Source organism: Actinomyces oris (genome assembly GCF_006546825.1).
In the GTDB taxonomy this organism is placed as follows: domain Bacteria; phylum Actinomycetota; class Actinomycetes; order Actinomycetales; family Actinomycetaceae; genus Actinomyces; species Actinomyces oris.
In genome coordinates, this window is the sequence record NZ_VICC01000006.1 from 504,645 (window position 1) to 523,329 (window position 18,685).

Genomic DNA, 18,685 nt, shown 5'->3' on the forward strand with positions numbered 1-18,685 from the left:
CGACTGCCGGCGAGGATGCATGTCACTGCGATCCTCTAGCCTGCGACCGTGAGCACCATCGGGACCCAGGTGTCCTTCGCCGACATGGGCACGCCCCTGGAACGGGCGACCTTCGTCGTGGTGGACCTGGAGACCACGGGCGGCGCGCCCGGCGCGCATGCGCTCACTGAGATCGGGGCCGTCAAGGTGCGCGGTGGGCAGGTGCTGGCCGACTTCTCCACCCTGGTCAACCCCGGTGTGGCCATCCCCGCCCAGATCACCATGCTCACCGGCATCACGAACGCCATGGTGGCCGGCGCCCCCGGCGTGCGCGCCTGCGTGGAGGCCTTCCTGGACTGGGCGGATCTGCTGGCCGACGACGTCGTCCTCGTGGCCCACAACGCCCGCTTCGACGTCGGTCACCTACGTGGCGCCGCAGCGGCCCTGGGCCTGGAGTGGCCCGAGCCCCGCGTGCTGGACACGCTGGCGCTGGCCCGCAAGGCCTGGACCCGCAGCGAGGTGCCCAACCACAAGCTGGGGACACTGGCCGCCTTCGTGGGCTCCCAGACCCGTCCCACGCACCGGGCCCTGGATGACGCGCGCGCCACCGTGGACGTGCTGCACGGCGCCCTGGAGGTCATGGCGCCGCTCGGCGTCACGCACCTGGAGGACCTGGCCACCGCCTCCGACCCGGTCCCGGCCGGGCGCCGCGCCAAGAGCCGCCTGGCCGACGCCCTGCCCAGCGGCCCCGGCGTCTACCAGTTCCGCTCGGCGGCCGACCAGGTGCTCTACGTGGGCAGCGCCGTGGACCTCAAGCGCCGGGTGCGCTCCTACTTCACCGCCGCGGAGAAGCGCCGCAAGGTGGCGCAGATGCTGGACACCACCGTGAGCGTGCGGCACATCGCCACACCCACGCTCATTGAGGCGCGGGTGCGCGAGCTGCGGATGATCGCCGAGCTCGACCCACCGGTCAACCGCCGCTCCCGGGCCCCGCGGCGCCGGCCCTGGCTCCACCTGACCCAGGGCCCGAGCCAGGGGGCCGAGCCACGGTTGGCGCTCACCACCGTGCTGCCCACGGAGGAGGTCGGCCGCGCGGTGGGTCCCTTCGCCTCGCGCGGCAGGGGCCAGGAGGCCCTGCGCGCCGCCGAGTCGGTGCTGCGTCTGGGCCGCTGGGACGGGCGCGAGCTGCGGCGGGTACGCCACGACGACGTCCCGGCTGAGCCGGCCGAGGTGCTGGCCTGCCTGTCGGGCGAGATCGACCTGGTGGCCGCTCCCCTGCTGGAACGCATCGCGGCACTGTCCCGGGCCGAACGCTATGAGGATGCCGGTACCTGGACGGGCCGCCTGCGCTGCCTGCTGCGGGCGGTGGACCGGGCCGAGCGAGTGCGGCCCCTGCTGGCCTGTCCGCACCTCATGGCGGCCCGCCGCCGCGAGGTCGGGGGCTGGGAGCTGGTGGTGGTGCGCTGGGGCGTGCTAGCTGGCTCCATGACGACCGCGCCCGGTGCCGACCCGCGCCCCGCCGTCGAGCTGCTGCGCGCCAGCGCCCGGGTCGTTGAGCGGCCCGGCCGCGTCGGTGAGGTGGCGAGCATCGAGGAGACGAGCCTGCTTGCCGACTGGGTCCTGGACGAGGGCGCCCGCATCGTGGAGGTCGACGGCGACCCCGCGGTGCTCACGTGGCCAATCGGTGCGGCTGCCCGCCACCGCAAGGTCCTGGCCTCGCAGGAATGAAAGCGCCGCGCGTGAGCAGTTCGCCTCAGCGCGGCCGACGTCTGGCTCAGCCGGCGGGGGTGACGGTGCCGCGGCGCGCGGTGAGGGCCTTGGCGACGCCCTCCTGGAGGCTCAGCGGGTCCAGGGGGCGGGGCACGACGACCTCCGCCTTGGCCCAGGCGGCCAGCCAGTCATCCTGGGGACGGGCGGTCAGCAGGACGACGGCGGGACGCTCGTCGAGCTCGGTGAACAGCTCGTGGGCCAGTCCCATGCCGCCGAGCTTCTTGGCCTCAGCGTCCAGGACCAGTGCGTCGAAGGGCGCCTGGCCCTCCTTCTCGCGGTCCTTGATGGCCATGCGCACGCCCTCGGCGGTGGCCGCCTCGGTCCAGCTCACCAGTGGCAGGCCCTTGGCCGGTCGGCGTCCGACACCGTCGATGACCTCCTGACGCACGGTGGCGTCGTCGGAGAAGACGAGAAGCTCGAGACGGGCGGAAGCAGCCTGGTCAGTCATAGCGGATCCTTCGTGGACGGGTACGGACGGCAGTGTTTCCGCGGTCAGTGTAATCACACGCGGGCTCACTATCCCTCTTCCGACGCCACGTCTAGCATGAACCATGTTCAGGACTTCAGTCCTAACGAGCCCTGCTGAGGCGGGACTGAAGCCACCTCACCCACCGAAAGGCAGTCCTTGATGGCCGTGTACACCCTTCCCGAGCTCCCCTACGACTACGCCGCCCTGGAGCCCCACATCTCCGGCAAGATCATGGAGCTCCACCACGACAAGCACCACGCCGCCTACGTCGCCGGCGCCAACGCCGCCCTGGAGGCCCTGGCCGCCGCCCGCGAGTCCGGCGACCTGGCCGCCATCAACCTGTGGGAGAAGAACCTGGCCTTCAACCTGGGCGGCCACACCAACCACTCCATCTTCTGGAAGAACCTCTCCCCCAACGGCGGGGGCCAGCCCGAGGGCGAGCTCGCCGAGGCCATCAAGGACTCCTTCGGCTCCTTCGAGAAGTTCCAGGCGCAGTTCACCGCCACCGCCATGGGCATCCAGGGCTCGGGCTGGGCCGTGCTCGCCTACGACTCCCTCTCCGGAAAGCTCGTCACCTTCCAGCTCTTCGACCAGCAGGGCAACGTGCCCGTGGGCACCATCCCGCTGTTCATGGTGGACATGTGGGAGCACGCCTTCTACCTCGACTACCTCAATGTCAAGGCCGACTACGTCAAGGCCGTCTGGAACATCGCCAACTGGCAGGACGTCTCCGAGCGCCTGACCGACGCCGTCGCCAAGGCCCAGGGCCTCATCGTCCGCTGACGCCGGCCGGCAGACACGCGCCGCGCAGGCTTGTGGCCCGCTCCCCTTCACGGGGTGCGGGCCACAAGCCTTATCGCGAATGGTTGCCTGAGCGGCTCCGCGCTCAGATCACCTTCTCGACGTCGATCACGAAGACGTACGCCGACTCACGCTTCCCTCCGTTGGAGTTACCCGGGGCCAGCAGCACGATCCTGGAACCCGCCGGCAGCCCGGCCGCACGGATCTGTCCGGCTGGCATTGCGCTGGGGGCGTGATCCTCCCAGGTCGAGCTCCTCGTCGTGCCGTCCCACGAGGTGCGCGACATCTGCACGGCCACGGTGTCGGTCTCCTTGATGGCCGCGCCCTTTCCGCGGGCGACGACGAAGACCTCCGGCTGCAGAGGCTCCTCGGCCTTGGGGCCCGCAAGTCCGGCTGCGGGGGCGCCCAGGTCGCCGGAGATCGTCACGCCGCGATCAGTGAGCTTCTTGACCTCCGCGGAGTCGATCGTGGCGTCCTTCGTGGACGGGGTCAGCTCATCGCCCGTGATGCGAGCAGTGATGTCGACGACGAAGACGAGCGGCCCGGTCGGCGAGTTCGGGCGAGCCGGATCGGCGGTCTCGCCGTAGGCGAGCTTGCCCGGGATCGACAGCTGGACGCGCTCACCGACCTTGTGCCCGGCCAGGCCGCAGGTCCATCCGGGGATGACCCCGGTCAGGCCGAAGGTGACCGGGGCACCCTTCTTGAAGGAGGAGTCGAAAGCCTCCGTTGACCCCCACTTCCAGCCCACGTAGTTGACGGTGACGACGTCGCCCGAGGACACCGCCGGGCCTTCCGCGGCGGTGAGTGTCTTGGAGACGAGGTTGGCAGGCGCCTGCTTCCCCTCACTCCAGGTGACGGTCGGCTCGGCTCCCGCATCGCCTCCGATCGCCGGAAGCGCCTCGGAGTCGGTCTCGATCGTTCCGGCCTCCTGAGCGCAGTCGATGATCGAGCGGGTCAGGGTCGGGGACGCCTGGGCCGACGGCGTGGCGGAGGCGTTCTTGGACGACCCCGAGCAGCCGGCCAGCGTGAGGCAGGCGGCCGCGGCCAGGGCGGTCAGGGTCAGGGATGTGCGGCGCACATGAGCTCCTTGAGTGAGGGAGGGGCCTGCGCGGGAGGGATCAGTGGAAGGACTCGCCGCAGGCGCAGCTTCCGGCGGCGTTGGGGTTGTCGATGGTGAAGCCCTGCTTCTCGATGGTGTCGGCGAAGTCGATGGTGGCGCCCGACAGGTAGGGCACGCTCATGCGGTCGACAACCACTTCAACGCTAGCCATCTCGCCGCTGCCCGTGGGGAAGGCGCGCACGGCGTCGCCGTCCAGGAGACGCTCGTCGAAGTAGAGCTGGTAGACCAGTCCGGAGCAGCCACCGGGCTGGACGGCCACGCGCAGGCGCAGGTCGTCGCGCCCCTCCTGAGCCAGGAGGCTGGCGACCTTCGCGGCGGCGGTCTCGGTGAGGATGACCTCGTGCTCGGGGGTCTGGGTGTCAGTGGTCTCGGTCAGGGCGGTCTCTGCCATGGTCATCTCCTGATCTGGTGTGCCTACGTTCGTCTGCGGCGCCTCGTGCGGAGCCGCTGAAGGTCCTGCGGTGGCTCTCGTGACGAGCGCCTGAAGGATCCACTGGAGCCAACGCTCCAGCTCGATGCCTTGTTCCTGGTGACAACCCTACGCGGTCCGCACCGCAGAGCCGTGGTGAGGGGACTCACTGTGTCCGACGACGTCGCACCCGGGTCGGGAGGGCGCGGTCTGCCCCTCAGGCCAGGGCCACCAGCTCGAGGTACTCCGGCCCCCACAGGTCCTCGTCGCCGTCGGGAAGCAGGAGGACCCGGTCGGGGTTGAGGGCCTCGACGGCGCCCTCGTCGTGGGTGACCAGGACGACGGCGCCGGCGAAGGTGCCCAGCGCCCCGAGGATCTCCTCGCGGCTGGCGGGGTCAAGGTTGTTCGTCGGCTCGTCGAGCAGGAGGACGTTGGCACTGGAGACCACGAGCATGGCCAGGGCCAGGCGGGTCTTCTCCCCGCCGGAGAGGACCCGGGCGGGCTTGTCGGCGTCCGCGCCCGAGAAGAGGAAGGAGCCCAGGACGCTGCGCACCTGGGTGTCGTCCATGCCGGGGGCGGCGCGGCGCAGGTTCTCCACGACGCTCGCCGCGGTGTCGATGGTCTCGTGCTCCTGGGCGTAGTAGCCGATCTTGAGGCCGTGGCCGGGGATGACCTCTCCGGAGTCGGGCTCCTCCACCCCGCCGAGCAGGCGCAGGAGCGTGGTCTTGCCGGCGCCGTTGAGACCCAGGACCACGACCCGGCTGCCTCGGTCGATGGCCAGGTCGACGCCTGCGAAGACCTCCAGGGAGCCATAGGCCTTGGACAGCCCGGCGGCGCGCAGCGGGGTCTTGCCGCAGGGGGCGGGGTCGGGGAAGCGCAGGTGGGCGACCTTCTCCACAGCCGCCTCGTCCTCCAGGTCGGCCATGAGACGCTCGGCCCGCTTGAGCATCTGCTGGGCGGCCACGGCCTTGGTGGCCTTGGCCCGCATCTTCTCCCCCTGGGCGCGCAGGGCGGCGGCCTTCTTCTCGGCGTTGGCGCGTTCCCGACGGCGCCGGTGCTCGTCGTCGGCGCGCTGCTTGAGGTAGGCGTCCCAGCCCAGGTGGTAGACGTCGAGGACCCCGCGGCCGGCGTCGAGGTACATGACCTGGTTGACGGTGTCGCGCAGGAGCTCGACGTCGTGGCTGATGACGATGAAGCCCCCGGCGTAGGTGCGCAGATGGTCGCGCAGCCACAGGATCGAGTCGTGGTCGAGGTGGTTGGTGGGCTCATCGAGCAGGAGCGTGTCGGGCTGCTGGAACAGGACCCGGGAGAGCTCGACCCGACGGCGCTGGCCACCTGAGAGCGTGCCGATGGGCTGGTCCAGGATGCGGTCGGGCAGGCCCAGCGCGGCACTGATGCGGGCGGCCTCGGAGGCGGCGGCATAGCCACCGGCCATGGTGAACTCGTGGTCCAGGCGCGTGTAGCGGTCCAGGGCCTTGGCCTGAGCCTCACCCTCGGTGACGGCGATGCGCTCCTCGGCCTTGCGGATGCGGGCCAGGAGCGCGTCGATGCCGCGGGCCGAGAGGATCCGGTCACGGGCGATCTCGCTCAAGTCCCCGACCTTGGTGTCCTGGGGCAGGTAGCCCACCGAGCTCGTGCAAGTGATGGTGCCCTCGTGCTCGACGGCCTCCAGCCCGTGGCGCTCGTCGGCGTCGTTGACGGCACGGCCGGCGCCCTGGGCCACGGAGGCGGCGGCGAGCAGCTTGGTCATCGTGGTCTTGCCGGCGCCGTTACGACCCACGAGGCCGATGCGCATCCCCTTGTCGACCCGGAAGCCGGCGTGAGCGACGAGCTGGCGAGCACCGATGCGCATGGTGAGGTCCTGGACATTAATCACGCGCGCCATCGTACGGGCCCACCGGTACTGCCCGCCGCAACGGGCCTATCAGTCCCACCACATCCACCAGCCGACCGCGCCGCCGGCCCACTCGGGCCGGGTACGCACGATGTCGTCGGGAATGCAGCCGGCGTCGAGCCCGTAGCGCGCCTTGACCCGCTCCCACAGCGCGGAGCACTGGCAGTCCCGGCTGTGCTCGGCGAGGACCTCGTAGCCCTGCAGGTCGGTGTCGGCGACCCACAGGGCCTCAGCGCTCAGCCGCTCGTCCTCCCGCTGGGGGCCGATGCCGTAGCCGCACAGGCGCACCTGCCCGTCCGCTCCGGCGCAGGCGGTCAGCATCGTCTTGAGGCTCGGGGCGAGGTTCTGGCGGTCGCTCAGTGCAGCAGCCGGCAGCCGGTTCAGCAGGTCGGCTGCGGTGGCGGCGTCCATGCCGCGGAAGGGCACGTAGTCGCTCTCCGGGGCGCCCCTGGCATCCAGTCGCAGCGGGCTCTCCCCCGGCAGGCAGCGCGGGGTGTCGAGCCAGGGCTCCAGCAGGCGCCACAGGCCGATGCGCACCGTCCATCCCGGTGGACCGTAGAGCCGCGGCACAGCGGGCGCGGCGGTCGGGGCCGGGACGGGAGGCGGAGTCGTGGTGGGCGGGCGAACCGGGATGTTCGGGAGGACCGGCGGTGCCGGCTGTGCGGCCAGGGAGGTCTGCGCGCTCATGTCGAGCTCCTTCGCGTGAGACGGGGTCGGTGTGCCTCAAGCGTGCAAAACCCGCTCCCGTGGTGCACCCACTGGCCCCAGCACCTGTGCGCACTACCCGCCTCAACCGCGCAAACACCGACCAGTGGATACCGGGATCGCGCAGATTCTTAGCCATTGTTCGTCTTGGGCCAGGTGCGGGCGCCATCCAGACGGACTGTTCCCTTTTTGTTCTGAGCCGTGAGACAGTACCCTCTTCCTCAACCACCTTTTTGCGCCCGCGCGGCGCACGAGGTGTCAGATCCCCACCACCGAGAGCGAGCCAGTCGGAGACTCGGAGAGCACTGGGGTGCATCCTCCGTCCTCGTTACCCTCGCTCAGTAGGAAAGGGCCCGAATGGCAACCACGACCTCAACTCCTGAGGCAATCCTCGACGCCGTGGGCGGCGCCGAGAACATCATCCATTTCACCCACTGCGCCACCCGACTGCGCTTCGAGCTCAAGGACGCCTCCGGCATCGACAAGGCGGCCGTCGAGGCCATCCCGGGCGTCATGGGCGCCGTTCCCCAGTCCGGGGACCGCTACCAGATCGTCATCGGTGGTGCGGTGCAGAGCGTGTACGACGAGATCAACAGCCTGCCGGCCATGAAGAACCAGGGCGGCTCCTCCGGCTCGGGCCAGTCCGATGCGGACGTCAAGGCCGCCGCCCGGGCCAAGGCCCGCGGCAAGAACGCCTACGTCGACGCCTTCTTCGAGTACCTGTCCGACTCCTTCCGTCCCCTGCTGCCTGCGCTGCTGGGCGCCTCCCTCATCATCGCGGGTGAGGCCATCTGTGAGGCCTTCGGCCTCATCGACACCCACGTGCCCAACGACCAGAAGCCCACCACGCTGCTGTTCGTCGACGCCATGTTCCGTGCCGTCTTCTACTTCCTGCCGGTCATGGTGGCCTACAACGCCTCCAAGAAGCTCAAGATCGACCCGTGGGTCGGCACAGCGATCATGGCGGCGCTGCTGACGCCGGAGTACATCTTCCTGAGTGATAAGGCGCTCCAGGAGAAGGGCGTTATTGACTGCGTCCACAACGCCTCCGTCAATTCCGATCTGTGCACGGCCCATATCGCTGGGCTGCCCATGCAGCTCAACAACTACGGCGGTCAGGTCTTCGTCCCCCTCATGATGGTGGCCATCCTGGCACTGGTCTACAAGGGACTGGTCAAGGTCGTTCCGTCCAACGTGCAGATGGTCTTCGTGCCCTTCCTGTCCTTCGTCATCATGATGCCGGTGACGGCCTTCCTCATCGGCCCCCTGGGCGTGTGGATCGGTACCGGCCTGGGCACGGCCCTGTTCTGGCTGAACTCTCACGCCCCGATCATCTTCGCGATCCTCATCCCCATGGTGTACCCCTTCCTGGTGCCGCTGGGCCTGCACTGGCCGCTCAACGCCCTCATGCTGGCCAACATCGCCTCGGCGGCCACGAACCACACCGACTTCATCCAGGGCCCCATGGGCGCCTGGAACTTCGCCTGCTTCGGTGCCACCGCGGCAGTCCTCGTGTGGTCCGTCCGCGACAAGGACAATGAGATGCGCCAGACCGCCACCGGTGCCCTCTTCGCCGGTCTGCTCGGTGGTATCTCCGAGCCGAGCCTCTACGGTATCCACCTGCGCTTCAAGCGCATCTACCCGTTCATGCTCGTCGGTTGTGCCGTCGGTGGCCTCGTTCAGGGCATCGGCAGCATGCTGGGAGGCATCGAGGGCGTCACGACCACGACCTTCGCCTTCACCTCGCTGCTGACCATCCCGGTCTTCAACCCCATGTGGCTCTACGGCATCTCCGTCGCCGCGGCCTTCGCCACCTCCTTCTTCCTCATCGTCACCTTCGGCTACCGCACCAAGGAGGAGCGGGCCGAGGCGCTCGCCGCAGCCGGCGTCACCAAGGGAGGCAACACCACTGCCTCCGCTCCGGCCAAGGCCGCTGAGACGCCCAAGGCCGGCGCCACTGCGGCTGCCGCTCCTGTGGAGGAGGGCGACCGGACTGCGAAGGCCCCCACGCCCAAGCCGGCCCTGGTTCCCGGTGCGGTCACTGAGATCGCCTCGCCGCTCAAGGCCACGACCATGGACCTGGACAAGGTTCCCGACCCGGTGTTCTCCTCGGGCGCCGTCGGTCAGGGCGTGGGTCTGGAGCCCCAGGGCGACATCGTCGTCACGGCTCCGGCGGACGGCACCGTCGTCGTGGCCCCGTCCTCGGGGCACGCCTTCGGCATCACCCTGGACAGCGGCGTGGAGATCCTCATCCACGTGGGTCTGGACACCGTCAACCTGGAGGGCCAGGGCTTCGACGTCAAGGTCTCCCAGGGCGACCGCGTCAGCGCGGGCCAGGAGCTCGTCCGCGTGGACCGTTCCGTCATCGAGCAGGCCGGTTACCCGCTGACCACGCCGGTGCTCGTCACCAACACCGCCTCCTTCGCCTCGGTCGAGGTCGTCGGCGGCGACTCGGTGGAGCCCGGCGAGGCCCTCATCAAGGTCACCGCGCCTGAGGCCTGAGCCTGGCATGACGCCGCCAACCTGATCGGCCGCTGACACAGCGGTGGGGGCCGGATCCGTCCATGGACGGATCCGGCCCCACCGTATTGCTCTCCTGCCATCGTCCAGCGCGAACCTGCGGCACCGGACTTGCAACTCCAGGTCAGGGCAGGCGCAGCGCCCAGAAGGCCACAGCCGCGGCGGCCGCCACGTTGAGGGAGTCCACTCCCCCGGCCATGGGGATGCGCACCACCTCGTCGGCCGCGGTGATGGTCCGGTGGGACAGCCCGTCGCCCTCCGTGCCCAGGACGACGGCGACCCGCGAGTCCGGGGCCATACAGGCCGCTGAGGCCGCAAACTCATCCAGTGCCACGGAAGTGTCCGACAGTGCCAGGGCGGCCACGGTGAAGCCCTGTGCGTGGAGCTCGTCCATGGCGGGCCAGCGCTCGATCCGGGTCCAGGGGACCTGGAAGACGGTGCCCATGGAGACGCGCACGCTGCGCCGGTAGAGGGGGTCCGCGCAGCGCGGAGTGACCAGGACGGCATCGATCCCCAGGGCGGCCGCGCTGCGGAAGGCGGCCCCCACGTTCGTGTGGTCCACCAGGTCCTCCAGGATCGCGACCCGCCTGGCCCCCGCTCCCCCACGGGCGGCCGCAAGCAGCTCGGGAACTCCGGCGAGCTCGGGCCGGTTCATGGCGGCCAGGGCCCCGCGGTGCAGGTGGAATCCCGTGATGGACTCAAGGACCTCCTCGGGGGCGACGAACACGGGGACCTCGCCGCCGTCGTCGCTGCCTGCGCAGCCGGCCGCGGAGGCGATGACCGGGCGCATCTCCTCCAGGTGGCGCGGGGCCATGAGGAAGGAGCGCGGGGCGTGCCCGGCGGCCACGGCGCGCGTGATGACCTTGGAGGACTCGGCCATGTACAGCCCCCGCTGAGTCTCCAGCCGACGACGCAGCGCCACGTCCGTCAGCCTGGTATAGTCCGCCAGGCGCTCATCGGCGCCGTCGGCCAGCTCAATAATCATCGCGTCGTCACCTTCTGGGGCTTTCCCGGTCCAGTACAGCAGTACGGCGGGAAGAATAGGCCGATCATCGTGGATCGCCCACTCCTCCCGCCGCAGCGAGTGTCCCCGGGCCCTCGTCAGGTTCGCCAGGGGTGTGAGGGTGGCCGGCTCAGGCTCCGTAGGGGCCCTGGGGCGCGCCGGGAGGCGTGCCGTAGCCGGGCTGGGCCTGGATGCCGTAACCGCCGCGAGGAGGCACGGAACCGGGCCGGGCCTCCTCGGGGTCGGACACGTGGCTGCCGTGCCCGGCGTGAGACCCCTCGAGGCCGTCGGAGGTCGGAACGCTCACCGTGGCCTCGCCGTCGGCCTCATCCGCGGGAGCCTTCGGGGAGACGCCTGCCTTGGGTGCGGGCTCCTCACTGGCCTCCTGGGAGGCCGACTCGACCTCACCACGGGCCTGGGCGAGGGCCTCCTCGGGGGCCTGGAGACTGGTGCTGGCCAGATCCGAGGCGATCCCCAGGTCGAGCTCGCTGCCCGAGAGGTCGACACCGAGACGGGCGGCGTCGTCGTCGGAGTCGTCCGAGCCGCCGGGGCCACCGTCCTTGCCACCGCCCAGGGCGCCGGCGATGCCGTCGAGCGCCGCCGTGAACTCCGTGGGCACGATCCACATCTTGGAGGAGGAGCCGTTGGCGATCTTGGGCAGGGTCTGGAGGTACTGGTAGGCCAGCAGCTTGGAGTCGGCGTTACCACGGTGGATGGCGTCGAAGACCTGAAGGATGGCGCGCGACTCACCCTGCGCCTTGAGGATCGCGGACTGCGCCTGACCCTCGGCGCGCAGGATCGCGGATTGTTTGTCACCCTCGGCCGTGAGGATCTGGGACTGCTTGACACCCTCGGCGGTCAGGATCGCGGCGCGGCGGTCACGCTCGGCGCGCATCTGCTGCTCCATGGAGCCCTGGATGGAGGCCGGCGGGTCGATGGACTTCAGCTCCACGCTGTTGACGCGGATTCCCCAGCGGCCGGTGGCCTGGTCCAGGACGCCGCGCAGCTGGCCGTTGATCTGGTCGCGGCTGGTCAGCGTCTGCTCCAGATCCATGGAGCCGACGACGTTACGCAGCGTGGTGACCGTCAGCTGCTCAATGGCCTGCAGGTAGTTGGAGATCTCGTAGGTGGCGCGCATGGGGTCGGTGATCTGGTAGTAGACCACCGAGTCGATGCTCACGACGAGGTTGTCGGAGGTGATGACGGGCTGAGGCGGGAAGGAGACGACCTGCTCACGCAGGTCCATGATGTTGCGCACCCGGTCGATGAAGGGCACCAGGAAGTGCATTCCAGCGCCGTAGGCCGCCTGGAAGCGCCCCAGGCGCTCAACGATGATCGCAGTGCTCTGCTTGACGATCCGCACTGCCCGGAAGATGGCGACGATGACCAGGACGGCCACGAGAAGCAAGATGATGGAGACGAAGGGCACGAGGTTCCTCCTGCAGGGTTGAACGGGTGGTCAGAACGGTTGGGGCCGGCGCGGGCAGCGTCAGGACGCGGGAGCGGCGGTGGAGGTCGTCACCGGGGCGACCACGGCCACGGCCCCGTCGATCTGGGCCACGGTCACACTCACCCCGGCCTCCAGACGGGTGACGCCTCCCTGGACGGCGGGAGCCAGGCGGGCGCTCCACTCCTCGCCGCCCAGGCGCACCCGCCCGCCTTCACGGTCGACAGGAGTAATGGTGACGGCAGACCGACCGATGAGGGCCTCGACGTTGGTCTTCATCTGCGGCGTGGCGGCGGCCAGGCGACGCTTGGCCCAGGGGCGCACGGCGAAGAGAAGCAGGGTGGAGACGCAGGCGAAGACCACGACCTGCGCCCACACGGGTCCGCCGAGGAAGGATGTCAGCCCTCCTCCCAGCGCACCTCCGGCGATCATGAGGAAGGTAAGATCCGCTGTCATCGTCTCGATGACGACGAGGAGCAGCGCCCCTGCGACCCAGAACAGCCATTCCATGCGAACCTCCTGATGAACGCGGTCGGTGAGTATGTGGTCGGGTGCCGGTCGGGGACGATCAGGGATCGATGCGGCCCGCAGCGGCCTTCCCTCCCGGAACCGGTGGTCAGCCCTTGGCCTCGGCGACGCGCCTGCCGTGGCCGGCAGGGAGCCCCCTGGCCGCGTAGCGACCGCGGTCGTAGGTGACCTCCAGCGGCATACCGAAGGTCGTGCTGATCGTGTCCGCGGTGAGGACCTCCTGAAGCGGGCCGGAGCCCACGACCTTTCCCTCACGCAGCGTGAGCGCGTGGGTGAAGCCCTCCGGGATCTCCTCCAGGTGGTGGGTCACCAGGACCATGGAGGGCGAGTCGGGCGAGGAGATGATCTCGGTGAGCGCAGCCAGGAGCTGCTCGCGGCCGGCCAGGTCCAGCCCCGAGGCGGGCTCGTCGAGGAAGAGTATCTCCGGGTCCGGCATCAGAGCGCGAGCCAGCTCGACGCGCTTGCGCTCCCCCGATGACAGCGTTCCCCACGACCGGTCGACCAGGTGAGCGGCCCCCAGGGCGCCCAGCAGGGCGTGAGCGCGCTCGAGGTCGAAGTCGTCGTACTCCTCGCGCCAGCGCCCAATGCGCCCGTAGGAGGCCGACAGGACCACGCCGAGCACCTTCTCGCCGTTCTGGACGTTGGCGGCCAGAGCCGAGGACAACAGGCCGATACGGGGGTGGAGCTCGGAGACGTCCACGCGCCCGAGCCGCTCGGAGAGGATGTCGACCGTGCCGGAGGAGGGGAAGAGCCTGGCCGAGGCGATCCTGGCGATCGTGGTCTTGCCCGCGCCGTTGGATCCCAGCAGCACCCAGTGCTGCCCCTCGTCCACGGTCCAGCTGACGTGACTGAGGATCTGGTGGCTGCCGCGGTGCAGTGAGACATCGTCGAGGTGGAGGACACTGGTCATGAGGTGATCCTATCGTGACGGAGAGTTCACACAGGGAAGATGCGCGACGAGAGCCGCGCCCCACATGGTGACCGCTCCCCTTCGGGGCTCGCCCCACCACCATTCACTATGGTTGGCCCCCATGGATCCCCTCAACCCGCCGGTCAGCATCGTGCTGGCCCTGTGGGCGCCATCGCCCTCCTCCCACGGCCTGTCGCTCGTTGAAGGCCCCGACGGCGCCCATGACGTCATCGGCAGCGTCGTCACCGGGGGCTCGGACACACCGACTGCTGCCGCCGACGACGATTCAGGACGCGTCAGCCTGGAACGGTGGCTCGCCTCCGCCCGCCCCCTGAGTCGGGTGAGCGCGGTCCTGCCCTCACCGGCCGGTGGCACCGGTACCTGGGGGCTCCTGCCCGACATCGAGGAGGGCGTCGTGCTGGAGGGGGCAGCCGGCCGGGTGCTGCTGGTTCCTGAGGACTCCGGCACCTCGGTGTCCTGGCACGCCGAGCCTCTCAGTTCCCCGCTGCCTCCGCTGGATGCGGCGCACGCTCGCAGGCAGGTGCACACCGCCACCGAGGAGGCCATCGAGGCGCTCATCGAGCTCGACCTGGCCCGCGAGCGCCCGGAGATGGCCGACGCCCTCAATGACCTGCTCACCGCGGTGGTGGATCCGCGCCTCGTCCCGCCGTGGCTGGCGCGCCGTGATCGGGAGCTGTTGGAGCGCTCCTTGCGCCTGGCGGGGATGTGCGAGCTGGCCCTGGACGACGACGGTGCGGCCACGACCGCCCTGCAGGCGCAGCGGCGGGCCGACGTCCTGCGCCCGCTGCTGGCGGTGGCGCGTCACGGTGCCGCTGCGGCCACCGAGTGGTGGGCCCGGTAGAGGGGGCGCACCACTCGGTGGCGTATCGGTGGGGTCACCGAGCGGGAGCCGTCCCGTTCACCCCTGAGCCAGGACCCAGTTGTAGACGTCCATGGTGCGCTGGGCGATGGCCTGCCAGGCGAAGTGCTCCTCGACGCGGTGTCGGGCGGCCTGCCCCATGGCCTTGGCCGCCTCGGTGTCGGTGACCAGGGTGGTGAGGCGCTCGGCCAGGTCGGCCTCGAAGCGGGCCGGGTCGATGGGGGTGCCGGTGCCGTCCTGGACCTGCTCGATGGGCACGAGCAGGCCGGTCTCGCCGTCGACGATGACGTCTGGGATGCCGCCGGTGGCTGAGCCGACGACCGGCAGGCCCACGGCCATGGCCTCGAGGTTGACGATGCCCAGGGGCTCGTAGACGGAGGGGCACACGAAGACGTCGGAGGCGGCCAGCACGGCGATGAGCTCGGGGCGCGGCAGCATCTCCTCGATCCAGACCACGCCGGTGCGCTTGTCGCGCAGGTGGGCCACGAGGCCCTCGACCTCGGCCTTGATCTCGGGGGTGTCGGGGGCGCCGGCGCACAGGATGACCTGGACGTCCGCGGGCAGCTGCTCGCAGGCGCGCAGCAGGTGCGGCAGGCCCTTCTGCCGGGTGATGCGTCCGACGAAGACGATGGTGGGGCGGTCGGGGTCGATGCCCAGGCGCTTGAGGGTGGCGGCGGCCTGGGCGTCGGCCTCCTGGCCCTGCGGGTGCTTCCAGGCCTCGAGGTCGATGCCGTTGTGGACAACCTTGACGCGCTCGGGGTCGACGGCCGGGTAGCAGCGCAGGATGTCCTCGCGCATGCCGTTGGAGACTGCGATGATCCCGGAGGCGGCCTCGTAGGCGGTCTTCTCCGCCCAGGAGGACAGGGCGTAGCCGCCGCCGAGCTGCTCGGCCTTCCAGGGGCGCAGGGGCTCCAGGGAGTGGGCGCTGATGACGTGGGGGACGCCGTGAAGCAGACCGGCCAGGTGCCCGGCGAGGTTGGCGTACCAGGTGTGGGAGTGGACGAGGTCGGTTCCCTCGGCGCCCTGGGCCATCTCCAGGTCGACTCCGAAGGTGCGCAGAGCGGCGTTGGCGCCGTCGAGCTCGGCGATCTCGGGGTAGCCGGTGACGCCGTCGTCGGCGCCCTCGGTGCCGGGCTCGCGGGGGCCGCCGAAGGCGTGGACGCGGACGTCGGCCAGGGGGCGCAGGACCTTGGCGAGCTCGTTGACGTGGACTCCGGCGCCGCCGTAGATGAAGGGTGGGTACTCCTTGGTCAGCAGGTCGACCCTCATGGGTGTGCCTCTCCTCTGTCTGATGGATGGACTGACCGCGCCTTCCTCGGCGCAGGACGGGCGCCTGCGGTGGGGCGGGCGCCACACCCGACGTTATACGCACACGGGGCCCGGTGGGATCGTTCAGCGCCGGTGGTTTCCACCGACTCTCCTGCGAAGGGCCGACGGCATCCGCTCCGCAGTGGAGGCGGGGCGACTCGCACGTGAGGCGTCGGGGACCGGATCAGGACGAGTCGCCCGGTGCTCGATCGTCCTGAACGACGCCTCAGGCAAGGATTCGGCGGAGAACCTACCCCGAATGTGACCCATTTGGCCCCGCAGGCCCCTCGAGCAACGTAAGGTGGGCCACATGGCTCAACCTCGTGTTCTCGCAATCGTCCTCGCCGGTGGCGAGGGCAAGCGCCTCATGCCCCTGACCGTCGATCGCGCCAAGCCCGCCGTGCCCTTCGGCGGCATCTACCGCCTCATCGACTTCTCCCTGTCCAACATGATTAACTCCGGCTTCCTCAAGGTCGTGGTGCTCACCCAGTACAAGTCCCACTCGCTGGACCGTCACATCTCCAAGACGTGGCGCATGTCCGACATGCTGGGCAACTACATCGCGCCGGTGCCGGCCCAGCAGCGCGTGGGCAAGCACTGGTTCCTGGGGAGCGCCGACGCGATCTACCAGTCCCTCAACCTGCTCGACGACGAGCGGCCGGACTATGTGGTCATCACCGGTGCGGACAACATCTACCGCATGGACTTCTCCCAGATGCTGGACCACCACATCGCCTCTGGTCTGCCCTGCACTGTCGCGGGTATCCGTCAGCCCCGATCCCTGGCGGACCAGTTCGGCGTCATCGAGACCGACCCGTCCGACCGCGGCAGGATCAAGGCCTTCGTGGAGAAGCCCACGGAGACCCCCGGTCTGCCGGACTCCCCCGATGAGGTCCTGGCCTCGATGGGCAACTACATCATGGACGCCAACGCGCTCCTGGAGGCCGTGACGGTTGACGCCGCCGACGAGACCTCCAAGCACGACATGGGCGGCAGCATCGTGCCCTGGTTCGTCAACCAGGGGGCGGCCGGCGTCTACGACTTCAAGGACAACGACGTGCCGGGCTCCTCCGAGCGCGACCGCGACTACTGGCGCGACGTGGGTACGGTGGACGCCTTCTTCGAGGCGCACCAGGACCTCATCTCAGTGACCCCCGTGTTCAACCTGTACAACGACCGCTGGCCGCTGTTCGCCGGCTACCAGGCCGCGATGCCTCCGGCCAAGTTCGTCTACGGCCACCACGAGCGTCTGGGGCACGCGGTCGACTCGATCGTCTCGCCGGGCGTCATCGTCTCCGGTGGTGAGGTGATCTCCTCGGTCCTGTCCCCCGGTGTGCGCGTCAACTCCTGGTCCTCGGTGCGCGAGTCCGTCATCATGGACGGGGCCGAGGTGGGCCGTAACACCGTGGTCAACCGCGCGATCCTGGACAAGTACGTCAAGGTCGAGGAAGGCGCCATGGTGGGGATCGACCCCGAGCACGACCGCGAGCGGGGCTTCACCGTGACCGAGTCCGGCATCACGGTGGTGGCCAAGGGACAGATCGTCACCCGCTGACCGCAGGCTCACCGCCTTTGCAGTGCGCGCCGTCGCCCGAGCCTCCGGGCGGCGGCGCGCAGTCTTCGCCTGCCGGCTCGCCCACTAGCATGGAGCCATGAGTGACACCTCTCGACACCGTGCCGGCGACTCCGCGGAGCTCAGCGGGGCGCTGAGCGAGGGCCCCTTAGTGACTGAGGGCCCCGGCCTGCTGGTCATGGACGTGGACTCCACCCTCATCGAGCAGGAGGTCATCGAGCTCATCGCCGAGCGCGCCGGGACCCGTGAGCTGGTCACTGAGGTCACGGCCCGGGCGATGCGCGGGGAGCTGGACTTCGCGGCCTCCCTGCGCGAGCGGGTGGCGACGCTGGCCGGTGTCCCCCAGGAGGTCTTCGTGGAGGTCCTGGCCGAGGTGCGTCCCACTCAGGGCGCGGCCGAGCTCGTTGAGGCGCTGCACGCACGCGGCTGCCGGGTGGGGGTCGTCTCGGGCGGGTTCGAGGAGGTCGTGGTGCCTCTGGCCGAGCGGCTGGGCATCGACCACGTGGCGGCCAACCGCCTGGAGTTGGAGGAGGGCCGTCTCACCGGCCGGGTTCTGGGGCGGATCGTGGACCGTCAGGAGAAGGTCCGCTGCCTGCTCACCTGGGCCCGGCAGGACGGTGTGCCCATGGAGCGCACCATCGCAGTGGGTGACGGGGCCAACGACCTGGGCATGCTGGAGGCCGCGGGGTTGGGGGTGGCGTTCTGCGCCAAGCCGGTGGTCGTTGAGCAGGCCGACGCGGCCATCCACGTGCGTGACCTGCGCGCCGTCCTGCAGCTGATCGGGGGTTGACCGGCTGCGGTTTCGGGGAGATCCGGCCTCAGTCGCGCTTGCGGGCGGTGAAGATCTCCCGGATGCGGGCGCCCTTGGGCTCCAGGTCCGCCCAGGTGCCGGGGACGTCGATGATGACGGCGGTGGCCGTGGGCACCCCGAAGGAGATCTGGGAGGCCAGGTCGTCGTCGGTGTCGTGGAGGATGTGGGCGAGCACGGAGATCGTGGGCTCGTGGCCGACGACGACGACCGTCCTGGCGTCAGCACCGTCCTCGGCCAGGACCTTGAGGATGCCGTTGGGGCCCAGGTTGTAGATCTCCTCGCGCACGAGGGTGTCGGTGGGCTCGAGGCGGTCGCGGATGGGGCGGGCGGTCTCGCGGGCCCGGGCCGCCGGGGAGACCAGGAGCAGGTCGGTGGTCTCCAGGCGCTTGCGCAGCTCTTTGGCCAGCAGGCCGGCCAGGGCGGTGCCCTTGGGGGTCAGAGGACGTTCCAGGTCGGTGACGGCGTCGTGAGAGGCCTTGGAGTGTCGGACGAGCACGAGCCGGCGCATGGGATCCGTTGTCACGTCTCTACCCTACGGCACCACGGCGCTGCCCGGAT

17 protein-coding genes are annotated in these 18,685 nt (G+C 70.0%); 6 read left to right on the forward strand and 11 right to left on the reverse strand.

Annotated features, from left to right (window positions below):
* Window positions 1-48 precede the first annotated feature (48 nt).
* On the forward strand, window positions 49-1,707 hold the full coding sequence (locus FK267_RS09625) for a DEDD exonuclease domain-containing protein (RefSeq protein WP_282958438.1): 1,659 nt from the start codon (window positions 49-51) through the stop codon (window positions 1,705-1,707).
* 46 nt (window positions 1,708-1,753) lie between these two features.
* On the opposite strand, the gene FK267_RS09630 is transcribed toward FK267_RS09625, so the two are convergent.
* Window positions 1,754-2,197: a hypothetical protein gene (locus tag FK267_RS09630; protein WP_004565060.1), complete on the reverse strand. Its 444-nt coding sequence runs from the start codon at window positions 2,195-2,197 to the stop codon at window positions 1,754-1,756.
* A gap of 180 nt (window positions 2,198-2,377) precedes the next feature.
* Between FK267_RS09630 and FK267_RS09635 the strand changes: the two genes are divergently transcribed.
* Window positions 2,378-3,001, forward strand: coding sequence for a superoxide dismutase (locus FK267_RS09635; RefSeq protein WP_075414202.1), 624 nt, complete (start codon window positions 2,378-2,380; stop codon window positions 2,999-3,001).
* Between the two features lie 103 nt (window positions 3,002-3,104).
* Here the strand turns inward: FK267_RS09635 and FK267_RS09640 are convergent, their stop codons facing one another.
* The 4 genes from FK267_RS09640 to FK267_RS09655 all read right to left on the reverse strand — a co-directional run bounded on the left by FK267_RS09640 (window position 3,105) and on the right by FK267_RS09655 (window position 7,129).
* A complete protein-coding gene (locus tag FK267_RS09640) occupies window positions 3,105-4,097 on the reverse strand; it encodes an FKBP-type peptidyl-prolyl cis-trans isomerase (RefSeq protein WP_141407029.1) in 993 nt (330 codons plus the stop codon).
* 40 nt (window positions 4,098-4,137) lie between these two features.
* Window positions 4,138-4,530 carry a HesB/IscA family protein gene (locus tag FK267_RS09645; protein WP_141407030.1) on the reverse strand — a complete coding sequence of 131 codons (393 nt, stop codon included), beginning with the start codon at window positions 4,528-4,530 and terminating at the stop codon, window positions 4,138-4,140.
* A gap of 235 nt (window positions 4,531-4,765) precedes the next feature.
* Complete coding sequence (locus tag FK267_RS09650) at window positions 4,766-6,424, reverse strand: ABC-F family ATP-binding cassette domain-containing protein (RefSeq protein ID WP_176747172.1); 1,659 nt, start codon at window positions 6,422-6,424, stop codon at window positions 4,766-4,768.
* A gap of 48 nt (window positions 6,425-6,472) precedes the next feature.
* On the reverse strand, window positions 6,473-7,129 hold the full coding sequence (locus FK267_RS09655; protein ID WP_141407031.1) for a hypothetical protein: 657 nt from the start codon (window positions 7,127-7,129) through the stop codon (window positions 6,473-6,475).
* A gap of 375 nt (window positions 7,130-7,504) precedes the next feature.
* On the opposite strand from FK267_RS09655, the gene FK267_RS09660 reads away from it, so the two are divergent.
* Window positions 7,505-9,649, forward strand: coding sequence for a glucose PTS transporter subunit IIA (locus tag FK267_RS09660; protein ID WP_141407032.1), 2,145 nt, complete (start codon window positions 7,505-7,507; stop codon window positions 9,647-9,649).
* Between the two features lie 142 nt (window positions 9,650-9,791).
* Here FK267_RS09660 and FK267_RS09665 read toward each other — a convergent pair whose 3' ends face one another.
* From FK267_RS09665 to FK267_RS09680, 4 genes are all read right to left on the reverse strand, one after another.
* Complete coding sequence (locus FK267_RS09665) at window positions 9,792-10,652, reverse strand: TrmH family RNA methyltransferase (protein ID WP_141407033.1); 861 nt, start codon at window positions 10,650-10,652, stop codon at window positions 9,792-9,794.
* Window positions 10,653-10,800: 148 nt separating this feature from the next.
* Window positions 10,801-12,099 (reverse strand): SPFH domain-containing protein, encoded by a 1,299-nt coding sequence (locus FK267_RS09670; protein WP_141407034.1) that lies wholly within the window; start codon window positions 12,097-12,099, stop codon window positions 10,801-10,803.
* A 60-nt stretch (window positions 12,100-12,159) separates the two neighbouring features.
* Window positions 12,160-12,627: an NfeD family protein gene (locus tag FK267_RS09675; RefSeq protein ID WP_075374684.1), complete on the reverse strand. Its 468-nt coding sequence runs from the start codon at window positions 12,625-12,627 to the stop codon at window positions 12,160-12,162.
* A gap of 106 nt (window positions 12,628-12,733) precedes the next feature.
* A complete protein-coding gene (locus tag FK267_RS09680; protein WP_141407035.1) occupies window positions 12,734-13,555 on the reverse strand; it encodes an ABC transporter ATP-binding protein in 822 nt (273 codons plus the stop codon).
* 121 nt (window positions 13,556-13,676) lie between these two features.
* On the opposite strand from FK267_RS09680, the gene FK267_RS09685 reads away from it, so the two are divergent.
* Window positions 13,677-14,417: a hypothetical protein gene (locus FK267_RS09685; RefSeq protein ID WP_141407036.1), complete on the forward strand. Its 741-nt coding sequence runs from the start codon at window positions 13,677-13,679 to the stop codon at window positions 14,415-14,417.
* A 57-nt stretch (window positions 14,418-14,474) separates the two neighbouring features.
* On the opposite strand, the gene glgA is transcribed toward FK267_RS09685, so the two are convergent.
* A complete protein-coding gene (gene glgA / locus FK267_RS09690; protein WP_141407037.1) occupies window positions 14,475-15,704 on the reverse strand; it encodes a glycogen synthase in 1,230 nt (409 codons plus the stop codon).
* 349 nt (window positions 15,705-16,053) lie between these two features.
* Between glgA and glgC the strand changes: the two genes are divergently transcribed.
* Together glgC and serB are read left to right on the forward strand one after the other, a co-directional pair.
* Window positions 16,054-17,298, forward strand: coding sequence for a glucose-1-phosphate adenylyltransferase (gene glgC, locus FK267_RS09695; RefSeq protein WP_141407038.1), 1,245 nt, complete (start codon window positions 16,054-16,056; stop codon window positions 17,296-17,298).
* A gap of 97 nt (window positions 17,299-17,395) precedes the next feature.
* Window positions 17,396-18,106, forward strand: a complete 711-nt coding sequence (gene serB, locus FK267_RS09700; protein WP_141407039.1) for a phosphoserine phosphatase SerB — start codon at window positions 17,396-17,398, stop codon at window positions 18,104-18,106.
* Window positions 18,107-18,134: 28 nt separating this feature from the next.
* On the opposite strand, the gene FK267_RS09705 is transcribed toward serB, so the two are convergent.
* The gene (locus tag FK267_RS09705) at window positions 18,135-18,635 is read right to left on the reverse strand and encodes a SixA phosphatase family protein (protein WP_009406005.1); all 501 of its coding nucleotides are present in this window, start codon (window positions 18,633-18,635) and stop codon (window positions 18,135-18,137) included.
* Window positions 18,636-18,685 lie beyond the last annotated feature (50 nt).

What these genes read in the sequence shown, in the direction of transcription:
- FK267_RS09630 (WP_004565060.1), bottom strand. Translation starts at nt 2,197, where the DNA reads ATGACTGACCAGGCTGCTTCCGCCCGTCTCGAGCTTCTCGTCTTCTCC.
- FK267_RS09635 (WP_075414202.1), top strand. Translation starts at nt 2,378, where the DNA reads ATGGCCGTGTACACCCTTCCCGAGCTCCCCTACGACTACGCCGCCCTG.
- FK267_RS09645 (WP_141407030.1), bottom strand. Translation starts at nt 4,530, where the DNA reads ATGGCAGAGACCGCCCTGACCGAGACCACTGACACCCAGACCCCCGAG.
- FK267_RS09655 (WP_141407031.1), bottom strand. Translation starts at nt 7,129, where the DNA reads ATGAGCGCGCAGACCTCCCTGGCCGCACAGCCGGCACCGCCGGTCCTC.
- FK267_RS09660 (WP_141407032.1), top strand. Translation starts at nt 7,505, where the DNA reads ATGGCAACCACGACCTCAACTCCTGAGGCAATCCTCGACGCCGTGGGC.
- FK267_RS09665 (WP_141407033.1), bottom strand. Translation starts at nt 10,652, where the DNA reads ATGATTATTGAGCTGGCCGACGGCGCCGATGAGCGCCTGGCGGACTAT.
- FK267_RS09675 (WP_075374684.1), bottom strand. Translation starts at nt 12,627, where the DNA reads ATGGAATGGCTGTTCTGGGTCGCAGGGGCGCTGCTCCTCGTCGTCATC.
- FK267_RS09680 (WP_141407035.1), bottom strand. Translation starts at nt 13,555, where the DNA reads ATGACCAGTGTCCTCCACCTCGACGATGTCTCACTGCACCGCGGCAGC.
- FK267_RS09685 (WP_141407036.1), top strand. Translation starts at nt 13,677, where the DNA reads ATGGATCCCCTCAACCCGCCGGTCAGCATCGTGCTGGCCCTGTGGGCG.
- glgA (WP_141407037.1), bottom strand. Translation starts at nt 15,704, where the DNA reads ATGAGGGTCGACCTGCTGACCAAGGAGTACCCACCCTTCATCTACGGC.
- glgC (WP_141407038.1), top strand. Translation starts at nt 16,054, where the DNA reads ATGGCTCAACCTCGTGTTCTCGCAATCGTCCTCGCCGGTGGCGAGGGC.
- serB (WP_141407039.1), top strand. Translation starts at nt 17,396, where the DNA reads ATGAGTGACACCTCTCGACACCGTGCCGGCGACTCCGCGGAGCTCAGC.
- FK267_RS09705 (WP_009406005.1), bottom strand. Translation starts at nt 18,635, where the DNA reads ATGCGCCGGCTCGTGCTCGTCCGACACTCCAAGGCCTCTCACGACGCC.